Raw genomic sequence first — 20,469 nt, forward strand, 5'->3', positions numbered from 1 at the left:
ACGTTCTTTAATGAACACTTTTGATATAAATGTCTATTAAATACAAAGGAGATTCAACATATGGCGGAAGACAGACGTGTTAGAAAAACACAAAATGCTATTAAACATGCTTTTATACAATTATTAAATGAAAAAGATTTAGATAAAATAACGATTAGTGATATTACACACAAAGCTGATATTAATCGCGGCACTTTTTATCTCCATTACGAAGATAAATATATGTTATTAAATAAAATGGAGAATGATTACATTGAAGAATTGTCTAAAACATTAAACACGAAAGATAAATTTTATGTAGGTATGGATGCAGAAGCGTTTGCACGTATTTTTACTGAAGAAAAGTTAAAAAGAATTATCCTTCATATCAATACAAATTTTGAATTCTATAAAACCATATTTATGTTAGAAAGAAGAAGTCAGTTAGAAACAAAAATAAGCCAGGTAATGTATGAAAATATGAAAAAACATTTAGTAACAAAAGATACAGTTGATGGCATTCCATTAGACTATTTTCATAGTTATGTAGCAGGTGCATCTATTTCTTTCATTAAATATTGGGTGAAAGATAATCGGAAAATTGATCCACAAACTTTAGTAGATAGCCTATTTAAAATTGTTTTTTATGGCCCGTTACGATTAATAGCAAAAGAACAATACAATATAAGTGAACAATAATAGATATAATCTTGCAGCGTGGATAAGAATAACATTTATCAAACGGTTTAATGACCACTACTTCAAAATGAGTTGAATGCCTATATTTCATAATATCAAACAAAACGCAGCCGCTTAAAAATAAGAAATATATTCGATTCAACTCTTTTTTTACATATTTCTTTTTTGGTCATAGTATATTAGCACATGAATATTGAACCCTCTTCAAAACATAGCTGTAATTTAATTCATTTTTATCTAACACCTACAATTATTTATACCTTTCACTTGCCCCCTCTAAAATCCAACAAATTTATATCATTTTTTTATTTTTAACGATAGTCTCTTCCATAACATATTAGGTAATGCTAATATGTTATATATTAAGTTTTACTAATATGAGGTGTTCAAAATGAATAGTAATGATTTTACATTACAGGCACGTTTTTTACATGGACTTTCTAATAAAGTGAGATTAACTATTTTAGAATTATTAAAGGTATCCGAAATGACTGTTAATGAAATTGTTTCAAGCTCAAAAATGAGCCAATCTAGCATTTCTCAACACTTAGCTTGTTTAAAAGAATGTGGTTTAGTAACCGCTAGACAAGATGGTAAATATATTTATTACCAAATTAAAAATCCATATATTTTAGAATTATTGAGCCTGGTAGATCATATCGTAGAAGAAACAAAAGATGATATTATCACTTGCAAATACCATAATAACTTAAGAATGGATGATGCTAATGAATAAATCGTCTGATGTTTGTTGCACTAACACTTGTCAAAATACGAACAATGAAAAAGTGTCGGAAAATATAACAAACGAATCCGATACATTACAGAAATTTACTTTTCAAGTTAATGGTATCGATTGTAGTTCTTGTGCCACAACGATAGAAAAAGCACTCTTACCATTAGATGATGTTTATAATCCAAAAGTTAACTTCTCTACTGGCAAATTAACAGCAGAAGTGAGTACTACAGATACGACTAACCAAATTGTAAAAACAGTCGAAAAACTAGGTTATGGGATTCAAAACACTCAATCACAATCAACACAAACCACTTTTATTATCAAAGGAATGGACTGTGGGAACTGTGCTAAAACCGTTGAAAAGCATGTGTTGAACCTCCCGTATGTTAAAGATGCACAAGTTAACTTTTCTACAGGAAAACTACAAGCCAGTATGGATGGACAAAATGAAAAAAATATAATAAAAGAAGTAGCGAAAATTGGTTATACTGCAATTTTACAAAATAATAAAAAAGATAATGATCAGAAGTTAAGATTATTTATCAAACCCATCATTTCTGCCGCATTCATTTTACTTGGACTATTAATGTCAATAACATCACTACCAATTGAAATTTCTAATATTTTATATACAGTTGCCATATTGGTTAGCGGACTTAAACCATTTAAAAGTGCATTTTATTCACTAAAATCTAAAAGTTTGGATATGAACGTTTTAATGACTGTCGCAGTTATTGGTGCTATGCTGATAGGTGAATTTTTCGAAGGTGCTATTGTTATTTTCCTATTCACAATTGGTACTTTATTACAAACAATTTCGATAGATAAAACAAGAAACTCCATTCAATCACTCATGGAATTAACACCTAATACTGCCAACTTATATACCCAAAAAGGTATTATCTCTAAAGACTTACATGAGATTCACGTTGGCGATATTATTCTTGTGAAACCTGGAGAACGCATACCATTAGACGGCACCATTACTGAAGGAACGTCTAGCTTAAATCAATCACCTATTACCGGAGAATCTATACCTGTTGATAAAACGACGAATGATGATGTTTATGCTGGTTCTATTAATGAAAATGGTACATTAAAAATTAAAGTTGCTACATTAGTAGAAGATACAACACTTTCAAAAATCATTGAGATGGTAGAAGCAGCACAAGAAAATAAAGCACCTGCACAAGCGTTTATTGACAAGTTTTCAGAAATTTACACACCTGTTGCTTTTGTATTAGCACTATTAGTAATGCTCATACCACCTATGCTTACATTAGGCTCCTGGGGTGAATGGTTCTATAAAGGACTAGAGTTACTTGTCATCGCTTGTCCATGTGCGTTAGTCATTTCAACGCCTGTTGCTATAGTGACGGCAATCGGTAACGCGGCAAAAAATGGTGTACTTATTAAAGGTGGTAATTATTTAGAAGCATTAGGTTCTTTAAATGCAATAGCATTTGATAAAACAGGAACACTCACTGAAGGAAAACCTAAGGTAACAGCTGTTAAGCATATGGAAAGTGACGAACAAACACTATTACAGCTTGCACTTAGCTTGGAAGCTTATTCAACACATCCTATCAGTAAAGCTATTGTTGACTACACCTCTAAATTAAATATTACACCAAAACATGTTAGTGATTTTGAAAATATAACTGGCAAAGGTATAAAAGGTAAAATAGATAATCAAACCGTTTACGCCGGAAATCAAAGCTTAATTGAGACTATCAATCCTAAAATCAAAACGCATGCATCAATGTTTAGTGATTATGAAAAACAAGGTTACACCATCATTATCATATCCTCTACGACGACCTTTTATGGTTTGATCACTATAGAAGATCCATTAAGAGAAAACATAAAAGCAACTATTCATCAGTTGCAAAAATACAACATTAAAAATACCGTTATGTTAACTGGTGATAATCAAGAGACCGCAAACAAAATTGCAGCTCTTGCAGGCATTCGCGAAACTTATGCAAAATTAATGCCTAAAGATAAATTATCAGCAATTGAAGATTTACAAAAACGTGGTTATCAAGTTGGTATGGTTGGCGATGGTATCAATGATGCACCTGCACTTGCTCAAAGTGATGTAGGAATTGCTATGGGAGGCGTTGGTTCTGATACCGCAATGCAAACAGCAAATATTGTTTTAATGTCAGATAACTTACAACAACTTCCAAAATCTATCTCAATTAGTAAAAAAGCTAAAACAATTATTAAGCAAAATATTTACTTTTCAGTAATTATCAAATTGATTGCTTTTATATTGGTATTTCCTGGGTTATTAACTTTATGGTTAGCTGTTCTAAGTGACACTGGAGCTGCTATCCTAGTTATTTTAAATTCATTGAGATTATTAAAATTTAAAAAAGATAAGCAAAAAGCGAGCACTTAAACTGTGCTCGCTTTTTATAATTTTTATATTAATACAAACTTTTTTCCTACTAAAATAAAATTTCATAATAAGATTAAAGAATAAATTTTGACTATTGAACACCTTCTCAACTATATTTAATATGTAAGCATTCGAAATCATATAACTAAGGGAATGTTTTATTATGAAAATTACTAAAATATTAAATAATAACGTTGTGCTATCTAAAATTAATGGGAATGAGCGCATCGTCATGGGAAACGGCTTAGCATTTGGTAAGAAAAACGGCCAACAATTAGAACGTGATAAAATTGAAAAAGTGTTTCGCTTAACAAGTCAAGATCAAGAACGCATGTTAACTTTATTAGATGAAATCAATCAAGATGTCCTTTTAGTCAGCGAACAAATCATTAAAGAAGCTAATAAACTTTATGATTCACCTATTTCAGAATCGATATATATCGCATTAACTGACCATATAAATTATGCCATCGAACGCACACATGAAGGTTTTGATATCAAAAATCCATTACTTTATGAAATACGCACGCTTTACCCCAAAGAATATGACGTAGCCCGTGATGGATTACACAAAATCAATCAATATTTCAATGTAACGTTGCCAAAAGATGAAATTGGATTTATTGCTATGCATATTGTGAATGCTAGTTTAGATGAAAATATTGCAAATATTTATGAAATTACTAAAATCACTAAAAGTATTGTTGATATTGTTCGTTATCATTTCAATCTCTCTATCAACGAAGATGAACTCAATTATTCTAGATTTATGACACACCTTAAGTTTTTTAGCCAAAGGCTAATTAATCAACAATCTTTAAGTGAAGTTACAGATGAAAACTTACTTGATGTTTTAAGACAAAAGTATGCTAAATCCGATGTTTGTGTCGATAAAATAGCAGATTTTTTATTCAAACATTATAACCACAAAATATCTAACGATGAACGTGTTTATTTAATCTTGCATATCGCAAGACTGTTAAAATAGTAAATGTAAGCGTTGACATTTATTTTTATAGAGACTATACTGTGTTTAAACTTATATATTGTTACTTTTGACGTTGCTATCAACGTTTGGGGTTGTAACTTTAAGTAGGCAAAACCCAGAGTAATGCATTACGAACCTTTTGTGTAGGGACGTATGTGTATTATTCTGGGTTTTTTTATTTTTTAGCTTATTACTTGTTTTCAAACTGCTTTAATTTCATTGAGTGGCCACTCAAAATAACATTCAAAAACATGATGTAGCTAGGAAACTAATTAAAAATTGAGGTGAATGAACCAATGAAATATGAAAATTTAGCACAAGAAATTGTTGAAAAAGTTGGTGGTGAAGAAAACATCAACTCGCTTACACATTGTATTACACGCTTACGCTTCAAACTAAAAGATGAGAGCAAAGCCGATACAGAATTTTAAAAAAATCATGATGAAATTGTAACAGTTATGCAATCTAGCGGACAATACCAGGTTGTGATTGGTAACCATGTTCCCGATGTTTACGATGCAATTACTAAAGTGACTCATCTTGATTCAGCTAGTGATGATCAATCACAAGAGAAAGGATCAGGTAACATATTAAATCGATTTATTGATTTAATTTCAGGTATCTTCCAACCGATTCTTGGTATTCTTGCAGCTGCTGGGATGATTAAAGGTTTTGCTGCATTATTCTTAGCACTTGGCTGGTTAACAGAATCATCTGGAACATATCAAATATTATTTGCATTAGGTGACGCGTTATTCTATTTCTTCCCAGTATTTTTAGGTTTTACTGCTGCCAAAAAGTTTGGTTCCAATCATTTTATTGGCATGGCTATCGGGGCAGCAATTGTGTATCCAACTTTAGTTTCTGCAATGGAGTTTGGAGCAAAAGGCGCGCATACACTTTTCGGTGGTACAATTTTTGAAGTCGAATCAAATTTATCTTTTTTAGGAATTCCAGTAATTTCTATGAATTATACATCTAGTGTTATTCCTATTATAGTAGCTATCTATTTTGCGAGTATTTGGGAAAGAAAATTAAAACGTATTATTCCTGATGTTGTCAAAACATTCTTTGTCCCATTTTTCACCTTGCTAATCATTGTTCCGATAACATTTATCGTAATCGGACCAATATCTTCATGGGTTGCTAATTGGATTGGTTCAGGAGCAATAAACATCTATGGCTTAAGTCCTATATTAGCCGGTTTGCTATTAGGTGCATTTTGGCAAGTCTTTGTCATATTTGGTATTCATTGGGGTCTAGTTGCATTTATGATCAATAATGTTTCTACGTCTGGTTACGATATCATTAACCCCTTAATATTCGCCGCTTCATTTGCTCAAACTGGAATCGTTATTGGGCTTTTCTTAAAAACTAAAAATACTAAACTAAAATCGATATCTTTACCAGCAGCTATATCTGGCATTTTTGGTGTAACAGAGCCTGCAATTTACGGTGTTACTTTACCAAGAAAAAAACTCTTTATTTATAGCTGTATCATTAGTGGATTGTTTAGTGGTTTCATAGGTTTCGCAGGTACCAAAATGTATTTTATGGGAGGCCTTGGTATCTTTGGTTATACTACGTTTATCGGAGAAAGTGGATGGAACTTTGCATTCTGGGCAACTATTATCGCTTCATTGTTAGCCGTATTAGTGGGTAGTATCGTTGGGTATCTTGTGCACTCTGATAAAAATGAACAAGAAGTCCAAGCTACTGCACCAGAATCAGAACAACAAAAGGATGATGCCAAAAATAATGCATCAAGCGCTTCAGTTGATGAAGCTATTACTGAACCAAAAGATGATTTTATTGTATCTCCTGTCTCTGGTGAAATGAAAAACCTTGAACTTGTAGATGACCCTGTATTCTCATCTCTTGCAATGGGCAAAGGGATTGCTATTAAACCATCATCTGATACGATTATTGCACCATTTGAGGCAACAGTAGAAAGTTTATTCCCTACTGGTCATGCAATCGGCTTAAAATCCAAAAATGGTACAGAATTGCTTATCCATATCGGCATCGATACCGTGAAACTAGACGGCTTAGGTTTTAAGCCACTCGTAAGCCAAGGAGATACAGTTACAGTCAACCAGCCACTTATACAGTTTGACTCACAAAAAATACAAGAAAATGCATATGATGACACTGTAATGATAGTAGTAACAAACACAAACGCAACCAAAGACGTTGTGATAGAAGAACAACAAACAGTTAAAGAAAGAGATTCATTAATTTCTGTCATTTATTAAATATAAGGAGGCAATATCATGTCAGTATTAGGCAAAGATTTTTTATGGGGTGGCGCTATCGCCGCGAACCAAGTTGAAGGTGCGTACGATAAAAATGGTAAAGGGCTTAGTTTGGTAGACCTACTACCAGCAGGAGAAGCGCGTAAAGAACCACTATTCAACCCAGCTAAAGGACTGAATAACACTTTTGATTTTTATCCTAGTCATCAATCAATCGACTTTTATCACCATTATGAAGAAGATATCAAATTATTCGCCGAAATGGGTTTTAAAGCATTACGCTTTTCAATCTCTTGGCCAAGAATTTTTCCAAATGGTGATGAAACAGAACCAAACCAAAAAGGCTTGGCTTTTTATGATAAAATCTTCGAAACTTTAGAAAAATATGGTATTGAGCCCATTGTTACAATCAATCATTTTGATACACCATATTATTTAGCTAAAAATTATGGTGGATGGTATAACCGTAAAACCGTAGATTTCTTTTTAAATTATGCAACTGTCCTATTTAAGCGATATAGTAACCAAGTTAAGTATTGGATTACGCATAATGAAATTAACATGATTTTACACATTCCTTATATTGGTGGTGGCTTAATTATTCCAGATAATGAAAATAAAAATCAGGTTATGTACCAAGCCGCACATCATCAACTTATCGCATCAAGCTTAGCCACGAAAATCGCTAAAGAAATTGACGATACAAATCAAATAGGTTGTATGTTGGCTGCTGGTGATGTATATCCAAATACGTCTCATCCAAATGATGTGATGGCTGCACTTTCTAAAAATCGAGAACAATATATCTTTATAGATGTTCAAACTCGTGGTGAATACCCTAACTATAGTAAACGTATGTTTGAAGATTTAGATGTTTCCATCGATAAACAAACTGGTGATGATGAAATTTTAAAACAATACACAGTGGACTATATTTCATTTTCTTATTATTCAAGCCGACTTGAAAGCGGTGATGATGAAATCAACCAAAACAAAGAAGCTGGTAATGCTTTTGCTTCTCTTAAAAATCCATACTTAGAAGCATCAAATTGGGGCTGGCAAATTGATCCCGTAGGATTACGCGTGACAATGAATCAAATATATGACCGCTATCAAAAACCTTTATTCATCGTAGAAAATGGCTTAGGTGAAATTGATAGACTTGAAGATGATGGCAGTATTCATGATACTTATAGAATTAAATATTTAAGTGACCACTTAAATCAAATGATCGAAGCGGTAAAAGATGGCGTCCCACTCCTTGGATATACTTCATGGGGTTGTATAGATTTAGTTTCAGCAGGTAGTGGAGAAATGAAAAAGCGTTATGGTTTTATTTATGTTGATAGAGACAATCAAGGAAATGGTTCATTAAATAGATACCGTAAAGATTCATTCTATTGGTATCAAAAGGTTATTCAAAGTAATGGCGAAAATTTATCATACTAATTCAAAAAAAGTGAGTGAGGTATTTAACATGGAAAATATTAAAGGTTTTAAAAAGAATTTTTTATGGGGTGGCGCAACCGCAGCTAACCAAATAGAAGGCGCATTTAACATTGATGGTAAAGGTTTGTCGAGTGCTGACTTTTCAGAATATGTTCCTAAAAGTCAACGCACAGGTGATAATCATATGGAAGTAACATCAGATTTCATTGATAAAGTTAAATCAGGTCAGTACCAAGGCCACTTCCCTAAACGTGTTGGTATAGATTTTTATCATAACTATAAAGAAGATATTAAGTTGTTTGCTGAAATGGGATTTAAAGCATTTAGAATGTCTATCAATTGGTCACGTATTTTTCCAAAGGGATACGAAAATGAGCCAAACGAAGCGGGGCTTGCATTTTATGATGATGTGTTTAAAACATTAAAATCATATAATATTGAACCTGTTGTAACTTTAAGCCATTATGAGACACCTTTTGGTTTAACTGAAAAATATAATGGTTGGATTAATCGTAAGGTCGTTGATCATTTTGTTCACTATGCCGAAACGGTCTTCAATCGTTATAAAAATGATGTAAAATATTGGATAACATTTAACGAAATCAATGTGATTAATATCTCACCTTTTACAGGAGCTGGTATCATTTCAGATAAATTAGATCATCCTATTGCAGCTTCGTATCAAGCACTTCATCATCAGTTTGTAGCATCAGCGTTAGCTACTCAAAAATTAAAAGAGATTGACCCAAGTGCACAAATGGGTTGTATGATCGCAAGGATGAAACATTATCCATATACTTGTAATCCACAAGATGTATTAAAAGCACAACAAGAAGACCAAATGAATTTAATGTATACTGACGTACAGGTTAGAGGGGAATATCCTAATTTTTACAAACAATTTTTAACAGATAACGGCATTGAATTAGATATTCAAGATAATGATTTAGATATCATTAAACAACATACAGTTGACTATCTATCATTTAGCTATTATATGTCGATGTTGTCATCTGTAGCTCCAGAAGGACAAACAACTCAGGGCAACTTGATGAACAGTTTAAAAAACCCTTACTTAGAAGCTTCTGATTGGGGTTGGCAAATTGATCCAATCGGCTTAAGAATTGTTTTAAATGAATTGTGGGATCGCTATAGAGTGCCATTATTTATAGTTGAAAACGGCTTAGGTGCAGTTGATGAAGTTGTTGATGGAAAAATTCACGATGACTATCGCATAGACTATCTAAGTAAACATATGGCTGAAGCAAAAAAGCTGTCGAAGATGGTGTGGACTTAATAGGCTATCTCTCTTGGGCGCCTATCGATCTGATTTCAATGTCTACAAGCGAGATGTCAAAACGTTATGGCTACATTTATGTTGATCAAGATAACTATGGTAACGGAAGTATGAAACGTATGAAAAAAGATTCTTTTGAATGGTACAAAAATATTATCTCAACGAATGGAGCGTCATTATAGTTTCATAAAATACGCATTTCAATGCAATCAATATGAATACAGATAAAAATGCTGAGACTTTCTATCGTCTCAGCATTTTATCGTATATGATGCAATTACAAGTATTGTTTTGTTTGGCGATCAATATCTAATGCAGTTGTATATTTCGGCTTTTCTTTTCTAAATAGATATGCACCATTACGTATCGAAGCAAGACAGTCAACACGTCGACGTTGCGCTTCAAATACATTTGGTGCATCCAACACGATAAAGTTTGCTGGCTTGCCTTCTGATAAACCGTAAACTTCATCTAAATGCATTAATTTTGCACCGTTATAAGTAATTAAATCGAAATTACGTGGAAAATCTTCTTCTCGCATTAATTGTGTGGCATGCAAGCCATTGTCTAAAATATTCATTAAATTACCTGATCCCGCTGGGTACCATAAATCAACAATTGAATCTTGACCAAAAGCCACATTAATAGCATTATCTACAAACTCTTTGACACGTGTTAATCCTCTTCTTTTTGGATAACTATCTTGTCTGCCTTGTAAATATAAATTTTCAGTTGGGCAAGAGACAAAGTTTAAACCTGATTGGCGAAATAGCCCCATCATTCGAAATGCATAAGCATCATCAGCTGAACCAAATGAACAAGTATGTGAAGCTGTCGTAGCATTTCCATAACCTTGTTTCATCACTTCTGCATTTAATATTTCTAAGAAACGCGCTTGTACGTCATCTGTTTCATCACAGTGTACATCAATTAATTTATCATATTGGATAGCGAGTCTAACGATTTCTTTAATTGATTTCGCTCCTGCTTCTGGACTCCATTCATTGTGTGGAATACCACCGACACAATCTGCACCTAATTTTAAGGCTTCTTCAATTAAATCACGGCCTGTTTTACCTTGCTCTTCAAAAGCATACATACCATTTTGAGGAAATGCCACAACCTGAATCGTAATATTATCTTTCAATTCATCCCTTACTTCAAGCGCTGCTTTGATACCTGTTAAATCAGGATCTGTACAATCCGTTTGAGCACGAATATATTGTGTTCCGTAGCTCGCTACGTCGTTGACTGCTTGACGCATACGCGATTTCATTTCTTCTTTTGTAGTGCCTTTTTTATAATCATTCCATAAATCAATAGCCTCAAACAATGTTCCAGATGTGTTTTTAATTTGAGGATTTTGTCCTGTAAAATAATAATCTAGATGAAGATGAGCATCAACATATGGTGGCAAAACTAAAGCACCTTCTAAATCAATCACTTCATCCGCTTCATCAAGATTCTTGCCAAATGCTTTAAACTTACCGTTTTCAACTAAAATTTCTGAAGCTTCATCATACTTATAAATTGATGCATTAATGAATTTTTTACGCATTCATAAAACCCCCTATACCCTTCTACCATAAGTCTTAATACGTTTTTAAGCAATTATTACCCAGTGAATATGGTTGAAATGAACACCAATTTATTAGATTTAGCAGACTTTATGACAAAAAATCTGCTGACACATGCCACAATTAAGTCGTGGTATCAGCAGATAAATTGAACGATTTGTTTATAATTCATAGATTATATTGGGAAATTTTATGCGCATCTTTACTGAACAAATTTTTGAAAAATGCAGTAAATTTATTGTCGTCTTTTTTAACTGTGGCATCTACTTGAGGCGCATGTGTACCTTTAATAAATTGACGCTTATAGGCTACATATACTTTGCCTTCTTTATTCACATTAAACTTTAACTGATCCATTTTTTTAGGAACTACATCATATAAATCTTGCTTAACTTGGTACGTTTTTCCGTTAATTTCGTGTTCTCCTTCACTTAACACTTTTCGATATTCATATTTGTTAAATTGTTTATTCATAATGGCATTAGCAATTTTATGGCGTGCATTTTTAGCTTTCATACTAGGAAATGGTTTCACATTGAGTATCGCTTCATTGAGACGTAAACCATTACGTTTACTTGTTAACGCTAAACTATAACCTTTATCGCTTGTTCCTGTTTTCAATCCATCTGCACCTTTTAATTCAAATCGTTGTCCCTTTAAAGAAATATTTTTTGTTTTTAATTCTGTTCCAAATTGTTTATCCGTTGTTTTAGAACTATATTTTAAAATCTTAGGATGATCTTTTAATATATTTTGCATTAGAATGGTCATATCATCTGCAGTAGTTTGTGTTTTGCGCTCTTTTTGATATTGCTTTGGAGCATATTGCTGTAAAAGATGATTATCTGCACCTGTAGGATTCACAAAATGCGTATGGTTCATACCGAGTTTTTTCGCTTTATGGTTCATTTCATCTGTGAATTTTGATGTTGAACCACTCACCTTCTCACCCAAAATAAGTGTAGCTGCATTGCTTGATTCTAAAGTGATTTGTCTAAGAAATTGATTAATAGAGTAAGACTTTCCTCTCTCTAAAGGTACACTAGCTAAATCAGGTAATACAGACATATTTGCATAATCTGAAGTGATTTTTATTTTGTCTGTACCTTTTATATCACCGTTTTCTATCGCATCTAATGTCAAATACATCGTCATCATTTTGGTCAACGAAGCTGGATCAGTTACTTTTTCCGCTTTATCTTGATATAAAATTTGACCTGTTTGAGCTGTCACGCTAACACTTTCTGGTTTGTATTTAACACTTTGCTTAGGACTCGCTGATTTTTCTGTTTCAGCAGTTATTGTAGCTATTGGTGCAATAGCAGTTAACGTAAGCAACCAACTTAGCATCACCACACTTAATTTCTTAAACAATGATGACCATTCCTCTCTAAAAATTTATATTAAATAATCAAGCACACTTCAAGTTTAATCTTATTTTTTTTGGATATAGGTTTAAGTACTCTTCTAATGTTTCATTACTTTTATATAATTTTTTAGCTGTATCTTTCCCAACATATCTGATATGCCACGGTTCATATTGGTAACCTGTAATATGCGTTTTATTCTTCGGATATCTGATGATAAAACCGTACTTGTAAGCATTATCTTTGAGCCACTGCCCTTCCTTAGTCTTACCAAAAGAAGTTTTAAAGTTGGTATCTGTGTTCTCAGAAACGATATCGTATGTCAGTCCAGTTTGATGTTCTGAATGGCCTGGCTTCGCACTGTATTTATTGGCTGCTTCTTCTCCATCTCTTTGAACATATTGATCAAATAACTGTTCTTGGCTTTGGTAACTTCTGAAACCACTGGCATTTGATAATTGAAATCCTTGATTATTACCATCATTTAAAAGTTTGTGTAATGCATCACGCGCTTCTTTATTTTCTCCAGGATTAAAATGTTCTGGTAACGAAATATCTTTGTTCACAATTAAAATATCATCAATATACGTTACACCATGCTTCACTTCTTTATGATGCTTATTTTCACTATTGTTACTTTGCTGTTTTTCATGATTTTTTACTGTCTTTATGCTCAGATTCATTGTCTTGGGCAGAACATCCAACTAAGACTAAACACAACATGATAATCAATAATTTAAATTTATTCATTGTTACTCCTTTTTAAAAAGTATAATCAAAACAAATATTGACGGACAATAAAATAGTTTTAAAAACAATTGCAATTAACATTAATATAACACGCTGTATATAAGAGACAAGTATTTTATTGAATTTATTAATATTTCAAAACACAACTATCAACCTTCAAAATGAAAAACAACATTATAAAAACAGTTACCCTGCTGTGGTTAAGCAATGACAACTGTTTTATCGTACATTCTGTATTTTATAAAATATGCTTATTACTAAATATGTTAGAGAGTCACGGGTAAAAATTATATTATTTAGTATGCCCGATGTCTTGAAATAACTTTTTATAATTTTCTACAGCTTTATCATGACTAAGCTCTGATCTCGTCTGTACGCAATTAAATGGTTCATCTATTATTTTAGCCATACAATCAGCAAATGCTTTAATATTATCCGGCTCAACGAGATATCCATTCGTACCATGATTTATAATCTCTGACGGACCATACCTAACATCATAAGCAATGACTGGACAACCGACTTCGATACTCTCCATTACTGTTAAGCCAAATCCTTCAAATTTACTTGTTAAAAGTGAAGCTTTTGATTGTTGAAATTCTTTCAAAGGATTATTCGTAAAATCATTGATGTCTACTTTATCTTGAATACCAAATTGATCAATTAAATCCAACAACACCTTTTTCTGTCCATCTTCATCCATACCAAATATGGATAATTTCGTATCATACCCATAATCTAAAAATTGTTTATACGCTTTAATTAAATGGTCTACTTGTTTTTGAAGACCTAATCTACCTATAAAAATAAATCGGTCTAATTTATTTTCGTTTGCATGTGATTTATATGTTTTAATCGAATGTGGGATTACTGATAATTGTCTTTCATCTAATGTAACTTGGCTAATAATATCTTCTTTTTGCTTTTCAGTTAATATTAAATATTTTTCTACTTTTTCAGAATGATTTAACGCAAATTTATATGAACCTTTCATTTGTTGTCCATTCAAATGACTATTATGAAAAACCAAAATATTTTTAGTTGCATGTGTTTGATTTAATAATGGTTCATCTAAAAGTCTGGCATCATTAAATATCACATCACCATCACTGAAGCGATGGTCAAAATAATATTTAAATAAGGCTTTTTCACTACTGAAGGATAAATAAGGTCTATCATTTTTATAAAGTTGTATATAATCTAAACTTTCTTGTTCTGTATTAAAAAACTTTTTACAATATATAACGCCTTGTGTATCAAAGTAGAGCTCACATAATTTTGAAAAAGGGTTATGTGTGTAAAAAATCTTTCTATGCAATTGACCAAATTTATTGTATTCCCAACGTTCTAATCGTTTTTTACTAATAGATGACATAAAATCTTCAAATTGAACTATATTACTATTGTTATAATATTTTCTGTACAATACGTAATCACCATTTTTATAATATCTCATAACATTGCCACCATTAAAACTTTTACTTTCCAATCCTTTGAGTTCACGGTTCATCGTTTGATATTTAGGTTGTTTTTTAAATTTAGTCTTCGGTATTTCTAATAGTTTGAAGCCACTTAACCAATCGTATATATTTTCAAATTCTGTATGCTCTGTCACTTTTTCCTCGTTTATAAACTTTTCATAAACAGATGGGTAATTGGCATTATAATTCGTTGTTACAATTTTACTTTTGATCCCTAATTCACTATCTATTAATTTTATTCGACTTAGCAATGCCTTAGTTCTACCTCCATGTACTGGTGGTAATGTGCTTGTTATTGTATATATCATGATTTCCCCTCATTTTCATACCTATAGTGTAGTATTTATATCGTTTGCCTTAATAAATTTAAAAACTAATCATTTATATTGTACATTTCATTTATTATTTACTAGTTATTATAAACTAATATGTATTACACACCTAATATTATTTGTAATTGTAACCTCTTTTTTCTCGTATGAAACTTTTTAATTTATTTATCTAGTATAAAAAGATGTATTAAATTACTAAATTAATTTTATTTTTCGAATACATTCGTTACTATATGATTAAATATAAAAATATTTAGACAACGGAGTTGAGTATAATTGTTAACATTAAAGCATTTAATAGATATGAAACAGCATGCTAATAAAATTTCAATGGTTACAGCTTATGATTACCCTAGTGCAAAACAAGCAGAAACTGCACAAATCGATACTCTTTTAGTTGGAGATTCTTTGGGTATGACGGTGTTAGGTTATGAAAGTACGGTTCAAGTAACGATGTCAGATATGATCCATCATGCGAAAGCAGTGCGTCGCGGTGCCCCTAATACCTTTATGATTGTTGATGTTCCTTTTGGTGCTGTTGGTATTAGTGAACACTCTGATTTAGAAAATGCTATAAATTTATACAAGCAAACAAATGCAAATGCAATTAAAGTCGAAGGCGCACATTTAATTGATTTTATAAACAATTGCCAGAACATCGGTATACCAGTCGTTTCACATTTAGGACTTACCCCACAAAGTGTTGGTATCACTGGATATAAGATGCAAGCCAATACAAAAGAAACCGCACAACAACTCATAAACGATGCTTACGCTGTACAACAAGCTGGCGCTATCATGCTCGTTTTAGAAGCTGTTCCGAGTGATTTAGCTGCACAAATCACCAAAAATTTAGACATCCCAGTGATTGGTATAGGTGCAGGTAAAGATACTGATGGACAAGTATTGGTCTATCATGATGTACTCAATTATGAAGTTCCTCATCAAGCCAAATTCGTAAAGCAATATGGAGATTTTTCCAGTGGCATAACCGCTTTAATGCAGTATCATAAAGAAGTCAAAAACGAAATATTTCCTGATGTTTCACACACTTATAAAAAACAAATTATGGATGAGGTATCAGAATGACAACATTAATTACATCTATCAAAGAAATGAGTAAAATAAGTACAAATTTAATAAAAAACAATCACTCCCTCGGCTTTGTTCCAACGATGGGGGCTTTACACGAAGGTCATTTAGAAATGATGTCACAATCAGTAAAGGAAAATGACATTACAATCATCAGTATTTTTGTAAATCCATTACAATTTGGACCAAATGAAGATTTTGATGCGTACCCTAGAAATATAGACCAAGATAAAATTAAGGCAGCGTCTGTTGGTGTAGACTATATCTTTTATCCTACAGTAGAAGAGATGTACCCAGAAAAACCCACGATAACGTTAAATGCTGGTAGACTCGCCACTGTTTTAGAAGGTGCACAACGCCCTGGCCATTTCAATGGTGTCATCACAGTTGTTAACAAATTATTTAATATTATTCGACCACATCGTGCGTATTTCGGCAAAAAAGATGCGCAGCAACTAGCTATCGTTGAAAAAATGGCCGTAGATTTTAATCACCCAATAGATATCATTGGTGTTAATACAGTACGTGAATCAGACGGTCTCGCTAAAAGTTCACGCAATGTTTATTTGGCGCCTACAGAACGACAAGAAGCGCCAGCACTATATAAAAGTTTACAGTTAGCCAATGAACAATACCTTCAAGGAGAACGTAATTGTGCCAAATTAATAGACATAGCCAAAACTTATATTAAACAGCATACATCCGGTAATATAGAAACAGTAGCTATATATAGTTATCCAGAATTAGAAGCAATCACTCACATTAATGGAAAAATTTTCATTTCCCTTGCAGTAAAATTCAACAAAGCACGTTTAATAGATAATATGATTATCGGAGATTAATTAACTGGATAATAAAACTAATACTCGTATATACACAAAAAAACCTCTTATTTGCACTATATTGTGAATTAAGAGGTTTTATATATATTATAATTTAATTAACACTTCTCCTATGTCGACTGCACCGTCATGTGTTGTTTTAATCTCGTGTTCTCCTGAATTAGTTACGATAATAGGCGTAATGTCACTTTTCGCATGCGTTTTAATATAGTCTAAATCTACAGTCATAAGTGATTGACCTTTTACAATCGTCTCTCCAGAATCTACATGTACTGTAAAACCTTCCCCTTGCAATCCAACAGTCTCTAAACCAAAGTGAATTAACACTTCTACACCTGATTCAGATTTTAAACCTATCGCATGTTTGGTAGGGAAGACTAACTCCACTGTACCATCAAATGGTGCCACAACCTCTCCATTATCCGGATAAATCGCAAGACCATCACCCATTAATTTATCACTAAATACTTGGTCTGGCACTTCATTTAACGGTACTGTACGTCCTTTAAGTGGTGCATAAATCGTTTCACTTTCGACTGTAACTGATTCATTCATAGCTTCACTTTCAGTCGTTGTCTCCTCTGGTTTTGTAATATTACCAGCGATAATTTGTGCCATATCATGTTTAATTTGATCTGATTTTGGTCCAAAAATTGCCTGCATATTATTGCCTACTTCTAGTACGCCTGAAGCACCTAGCTGTTTCAAACCTTCAACATCTACTTGAGCTTTTTCATTAACTTCTACTCTCAAACGTGTAATACATGCATCAAGGTGTTTAATATTGTCTTTCCCACCCATCGCATCTAAAACTTTAAACGGTAGCTCACTCACTGATACAGAATTATTTTGCATTTCTTTATCTTCTCTACCAGGCGTTTTATAATTTAATTTTTTGATAATAAATCTAAATATAAAGTAATAAAGCACTGCATAAACTAAGCCTACTGGAATAACAAGCCACCAAGCTGTCTTATTAGGTAAGATGTTCAACAGTAAGAAATCAATAAATCCACCTGAGAAGGTATAGCCTAAATGTACATTCAATAAGTACATAATTAAGAAGCCAAATCCATCTAGCACTGCATGAATAAAGAACAAGAGCGGCGCTACAAATAAGAATGAAAATTCCAACGGTTCTGTAATACCCGTAAGGAATGATGTTAAGGCACCTGATAACATCAGACCACCAACCACTTTACGATTTTCTTTCTTCGCTGAATGATAAATTGCTAGAGCAGCAGCAGGTAGTCCAAACATCATTACTGGGAACTCTCCACCCATGAATTTACCAGCTGTCAGTGGTACATTTTCAGTGATTTGAGCAATAAAAATTCGCTGATCTCCATGAATAATTTGTCCAGCCGCATTTTTAAAACTCCCAAACTCAAACCAAAAAGGTGCATGAAAAATATGATGTAAACCAAATGGTATTAACAAACGTTTAATAAAACCAAATAAAAATACTGCTATTCCTGTATTTGATTCTAAGAGACCTTCACTGAATGCATTTAAACCATATTGAATGGTTGGCCAAATCCATGCCATTGGAAATGCAAGAATGAAAGAACACGTTGCCATCATAATTGGCACAAAACGTTTACCAGCAAAAAAACCTAAATAACTTGGCAATGAAATATTATAGAATTTGTTATAACACCATGCAGCAAGTGCACCAATGATAATCCCACCAAACACACCTGTCTGTAAGGTAGGAATACCTAATACATTTGCATAACCACTAGCAGCATCACTGACATTATCTGCTGTAATACCTAAAAATGCTCCCATGGTTTTATTCATAATCATAAATCCTACAAATGCAGCAATCGCAGCTACACCATCTCCGCCAGCTAAACCAATAGCCACACCTAATGCAAAAATCATTGGTAAATTATCGAAAATGACAACCCCTGCACCTTCCATCATTTGTGCAACATGTTGAAATCCATCTGCTTTAATAAATGGAAGGTAAGATTGTAAAACTTCTCCTTGCAAAACTGTTCCAAAAGCCAACAATAAACCCGCCGCTGGTAAGATGGCCACAGGTAACATTAAAGCCTTACCAATACGTTGAAGCTGACCAAAAAATTTCTTCCACATCATATAGTATCCTCCATTTTCAAGAAACTATATAACGTTTATGTACAAAAACATAATACATTATAAGTTCCTATATATTGCGTCAAAACAAGGTTAAAGACACAAAAAAAGGCATGAGTAAATAAACTGAGCTTTTGCTCTGTCTAAGTACTCATGCCTGATCGAATCAGTTACACGTGCTTATTTATTGTTGTGTTAAGTGGCTGATATGTAACGTTAAATAAATAACTTCTGCTTCATATACTGTGACACCTAACTGTTTTTGCATCATTTTCATTATCTTGACAGCAACATTATAGCACAGCGGATAATGCGCTTTCAACATCTTTTCAAATTCGATTTGCGACTTAATCGTTTCGCCTATGCTCAGTCTTCTAATTAAAAATTGAATATGTCTAATAAATCTTTGATATTGTACAGATGTCGTATCAATAGGTTGATGTAAATCATGCTCCACAATTTGAATACATTTACTGATTAAATCATTAATTTTAGTCATTTCGCTCATTGTTAGTTTTTCCATATTAGATGCAATATGTAGTGCTATAAAACCAACCTCATCTTCTGGAAATTGGAGTGACAATACCGAATTGAGTTTATAGATAACCGAAGCAGCTATTTTATAAGCTTCAGGGTATAGATGTCTCGTTTCGATTGCAAAAGGGTTGTTAATGTATTGATTTTGCTTTAATCGTTTATATGCAAATATAATGTGGTCGGTTAATGCTACAATTAAACGATTATCATCAATTTCTAAATCTGTGCTAGTAATCATATTAATTACCTCAATAATCGCTTGAATGACAGAATCATCAGCTTGTTCAATAAGAGCTTTATAATGTTCTTGTTGCTTTTTCTGTTCTAACGCATAAACTTTTTCTATCATTGTCTCATCATCAACAACCATCCCTGGTTTCTTATTGAACCCAATCCCTTTGCCGATAAGGACCACTTCACGTTTTTGATGCATACAAATAATAACATTATTGTTTAATGGTTTCGTAATTTGATATTGACCCATCATATACACCTTTCTTAGTTATTGCTTAAAATTATATAGTATATTTTAACAAATTAAAACTAAGAAGATGTATGGGCCTTCAAAATAATCA

The 20,469-nt window shown here is 32.7% G+C and carries 12 protein-coding genes and 3 pseudogenes; 9 read left to right on the forward strand and 6 right to left on the reverse strand.

What is annotated here, in order from left to right:
* Window positions 1–60 precede the first annotated feature (60 nt).
* From KA824_RS00460 to KA824_RS00490, 7 genes and pseudogenes are all read left to right on the forward strand, one after another.
* Window positions 61–678 (forward strand): TetR/AcrR family transcriptional regulator, encoded by a 618-nt coding sequence (locus tag KA824_RS00460; RefSeq protein ID WP_107385881.1) that lies wholly within the window; start codon window positions 61–63, stop codon window positions 676–678.
* A 391-nt stretch (window positions 679–1,069) separates the two neighbouring features.
* The gene (locus tag KA824_RS00465; protein WP_040030586.1) at window positions 1,070–1,414 is read left to right on the forward strand and encodes an ArsR/SmtB family transcription factor; all 345 of its coding nucleotides are present in this window, start codon (window positions 1,070–1,072) and stop codon (window positions 1,412–1,414) included.
* Window positions 1,407–3,824, forward strand: coding sequence for a heavy metal translocating P-type ATPase (locus tag KA824_RS00470; protein ID WP_107524300.1), 2,418 nt, complete (start codon window positions 1,407–1,409; stop codon window positions 3,822–3,824). Before KA824_RS00465 ends, KA824_RS00470 begins: the two co-directional genes overlap by 8 nt.
* A gap of 163 nt (window positions 3,825–3,987) precedes the next feature.
* Window positions 3,988–4,812: a BglG family transcription antiterminator LicT gene (gene licT / locus KA824_RS00475; protein ID WP_119537791.1), complete on the forward strand. Its 825-nt coding sequence runs from the start codon at window positions 3,988–3,990 to the stop codon at window positions 4,810–4,812.
* A gap of 296 nt (window positions 4,813–5,108) precedes the next feature.
* A pseudogene (locus KA824_RS00480) lies at window positions 5,109–7,067 on the forward strand (beta-glucoside-specific PTS transporter subunit IIABC).
* A gap of 18 nt (window positions 7,068–7,085) precedes the next feature.
* On the forward strand, window positions 7,086–8,516 hold the full coding sequence (locus KA824_RS00485) for a 6-phospho-beta-glucosidase (protein ID WP_107523404.1): 1,431 nt from the start codon (window positions 7,086–7,088) through the stop codon (window positions 8,514–8,516).
* Window positions 8,517–8,544: 28 nt separating this feature from the next.
* Window positions 8,545–9,995: pseudogene (locus KA824_RS00490) on the forward strand (glycoside hydrolase family 1 protein).
* Between the two features lie 95 nt (window positions 9,996–10,090).
* Here the strand turns inward: KA824_RS00490 and KA824_RS00495 are convergent.
* The 4 genes and pseudogenes from KA824_RS00495 to KA824_RS00510 all read right to left on the reverse strand — a co-directional run bounded on the left by KA824_RS00495 (window position 10,091) and on the right by KA824_RS00510 (window position 15,296).
* On the reverse strand, window positions 10,091–11,371 hold the full coding sequence (locus KA824_RS00495) for an amidohydrolase family protein (protein ID WP_107523405.1): 1,281 nt from the start codon (window positions 11,369–11,371) through the stop codon (window positions 10,091–10,093).
* A gap of 187 nt (window positions 11,372–11,558) precedes the next feature.
* Window positions 11,559–12,764 (reverse strand): penicillin-binding protein PBP4, encoded by a 1,206-nt coding sequence (gene pbp4 / locus KA824_RS00500; RefSeq protein WP_181187290.1) that lies wholly within the window; start codon window positions 12,762–12,764, stop codon window positions 11,559–11,561.
* A 37-nt stretch (window positions 12,765–12,801) separates the two neighbouring features.
* Window positions 12,802–13,507 (reverse strand): annotated as a pseudogene (locus KA824_RS00505) (M15 family metallopeptidase).
* A 292-nt stretch (window positions 13,508–13,799) separates the two neighbouring features.
* A complete protein-coding gene (locus tag KA824_RS00510) occupies window positions 13,800–15,296 on the reverse strand; it encodes a glycosyltransferase (RefSeq protein WP_107523758.1) in 1,497 nt (498 codons plus the stop codon).
* Window positions 15,297–15,596: 300 nt separating this feature from the next.
* Between KA824_RS00510 and panB the strand changes: the two genes are divergently transcribed.
* Both panB and panC read left to right on the forward strand, forming a co-directional pair.
* Window positions 15,597–16,409, forward strand: coding sequence for a 3-methyl-2-oxobutanoate hydroxymethyltransferase (gene panB / locus KA824_RS00515; RefSeq protein ID WP_019469232.1), 813 nt, complete (start codon window positions 15,597–15,599; stop codon window positions 16,407–16,409).
* Entirely contained in the window at window positions 16,406–17,254 is an 849-nt protein-coding gene (gene panC, locus KA824_RS00520) for a pantoate--beta-alanine ligase (protein WP_107523445.1), read from the forward strand. The genes panB and panC overlap by 4 nt, the downstream gene beginning before the upstream one ends.
* A gap of 87 nt (window positions 17,255–17,341) precedes the next feature.
* On the opposite strand, the gene ptsG is transcribed toward panC, so the two are convergent.
* Both ptsG and glcT read right to left on the reverse strand, forming a co-directional pair.
* A complete protein-coding gene (ptsG, locus tag KA824_RS00525) occupies window positions 17,342–19,357 on the reverse strand; it encodes a glucose-specific PTS transporter subunit IIBC (protein WP_107523454.1) in 2,016 nt (671 codons plus the stop codon).
* A 184-nt stretch (window positions 19,358–19,541) separates the two neighbouring features.
* A complete protein-coding gene (glcT, locus tag KA824_RS00530) occupies window positions 19,542–20,378 on the reverse strand; it encodes a glucose PTS transporter transcription antiterminator GlcT (RefSeq protein WP_107523446.1) in 837 nt (278 codons plus the stop codon).
* Window positions 20,379–20,469: the final 91 nt, after the last annotated feature.

The organism is Staphylococcus sp. GDY8P198P, from assembly GCF_017891615.1.
In the GTDB taxonomy this organism is placed as follows: Bacteria; Bacillota; Bacilli; order Staphylococcales; family Staphylococcaceae; genus Staphylococcus; species Staphylococcus cohnii.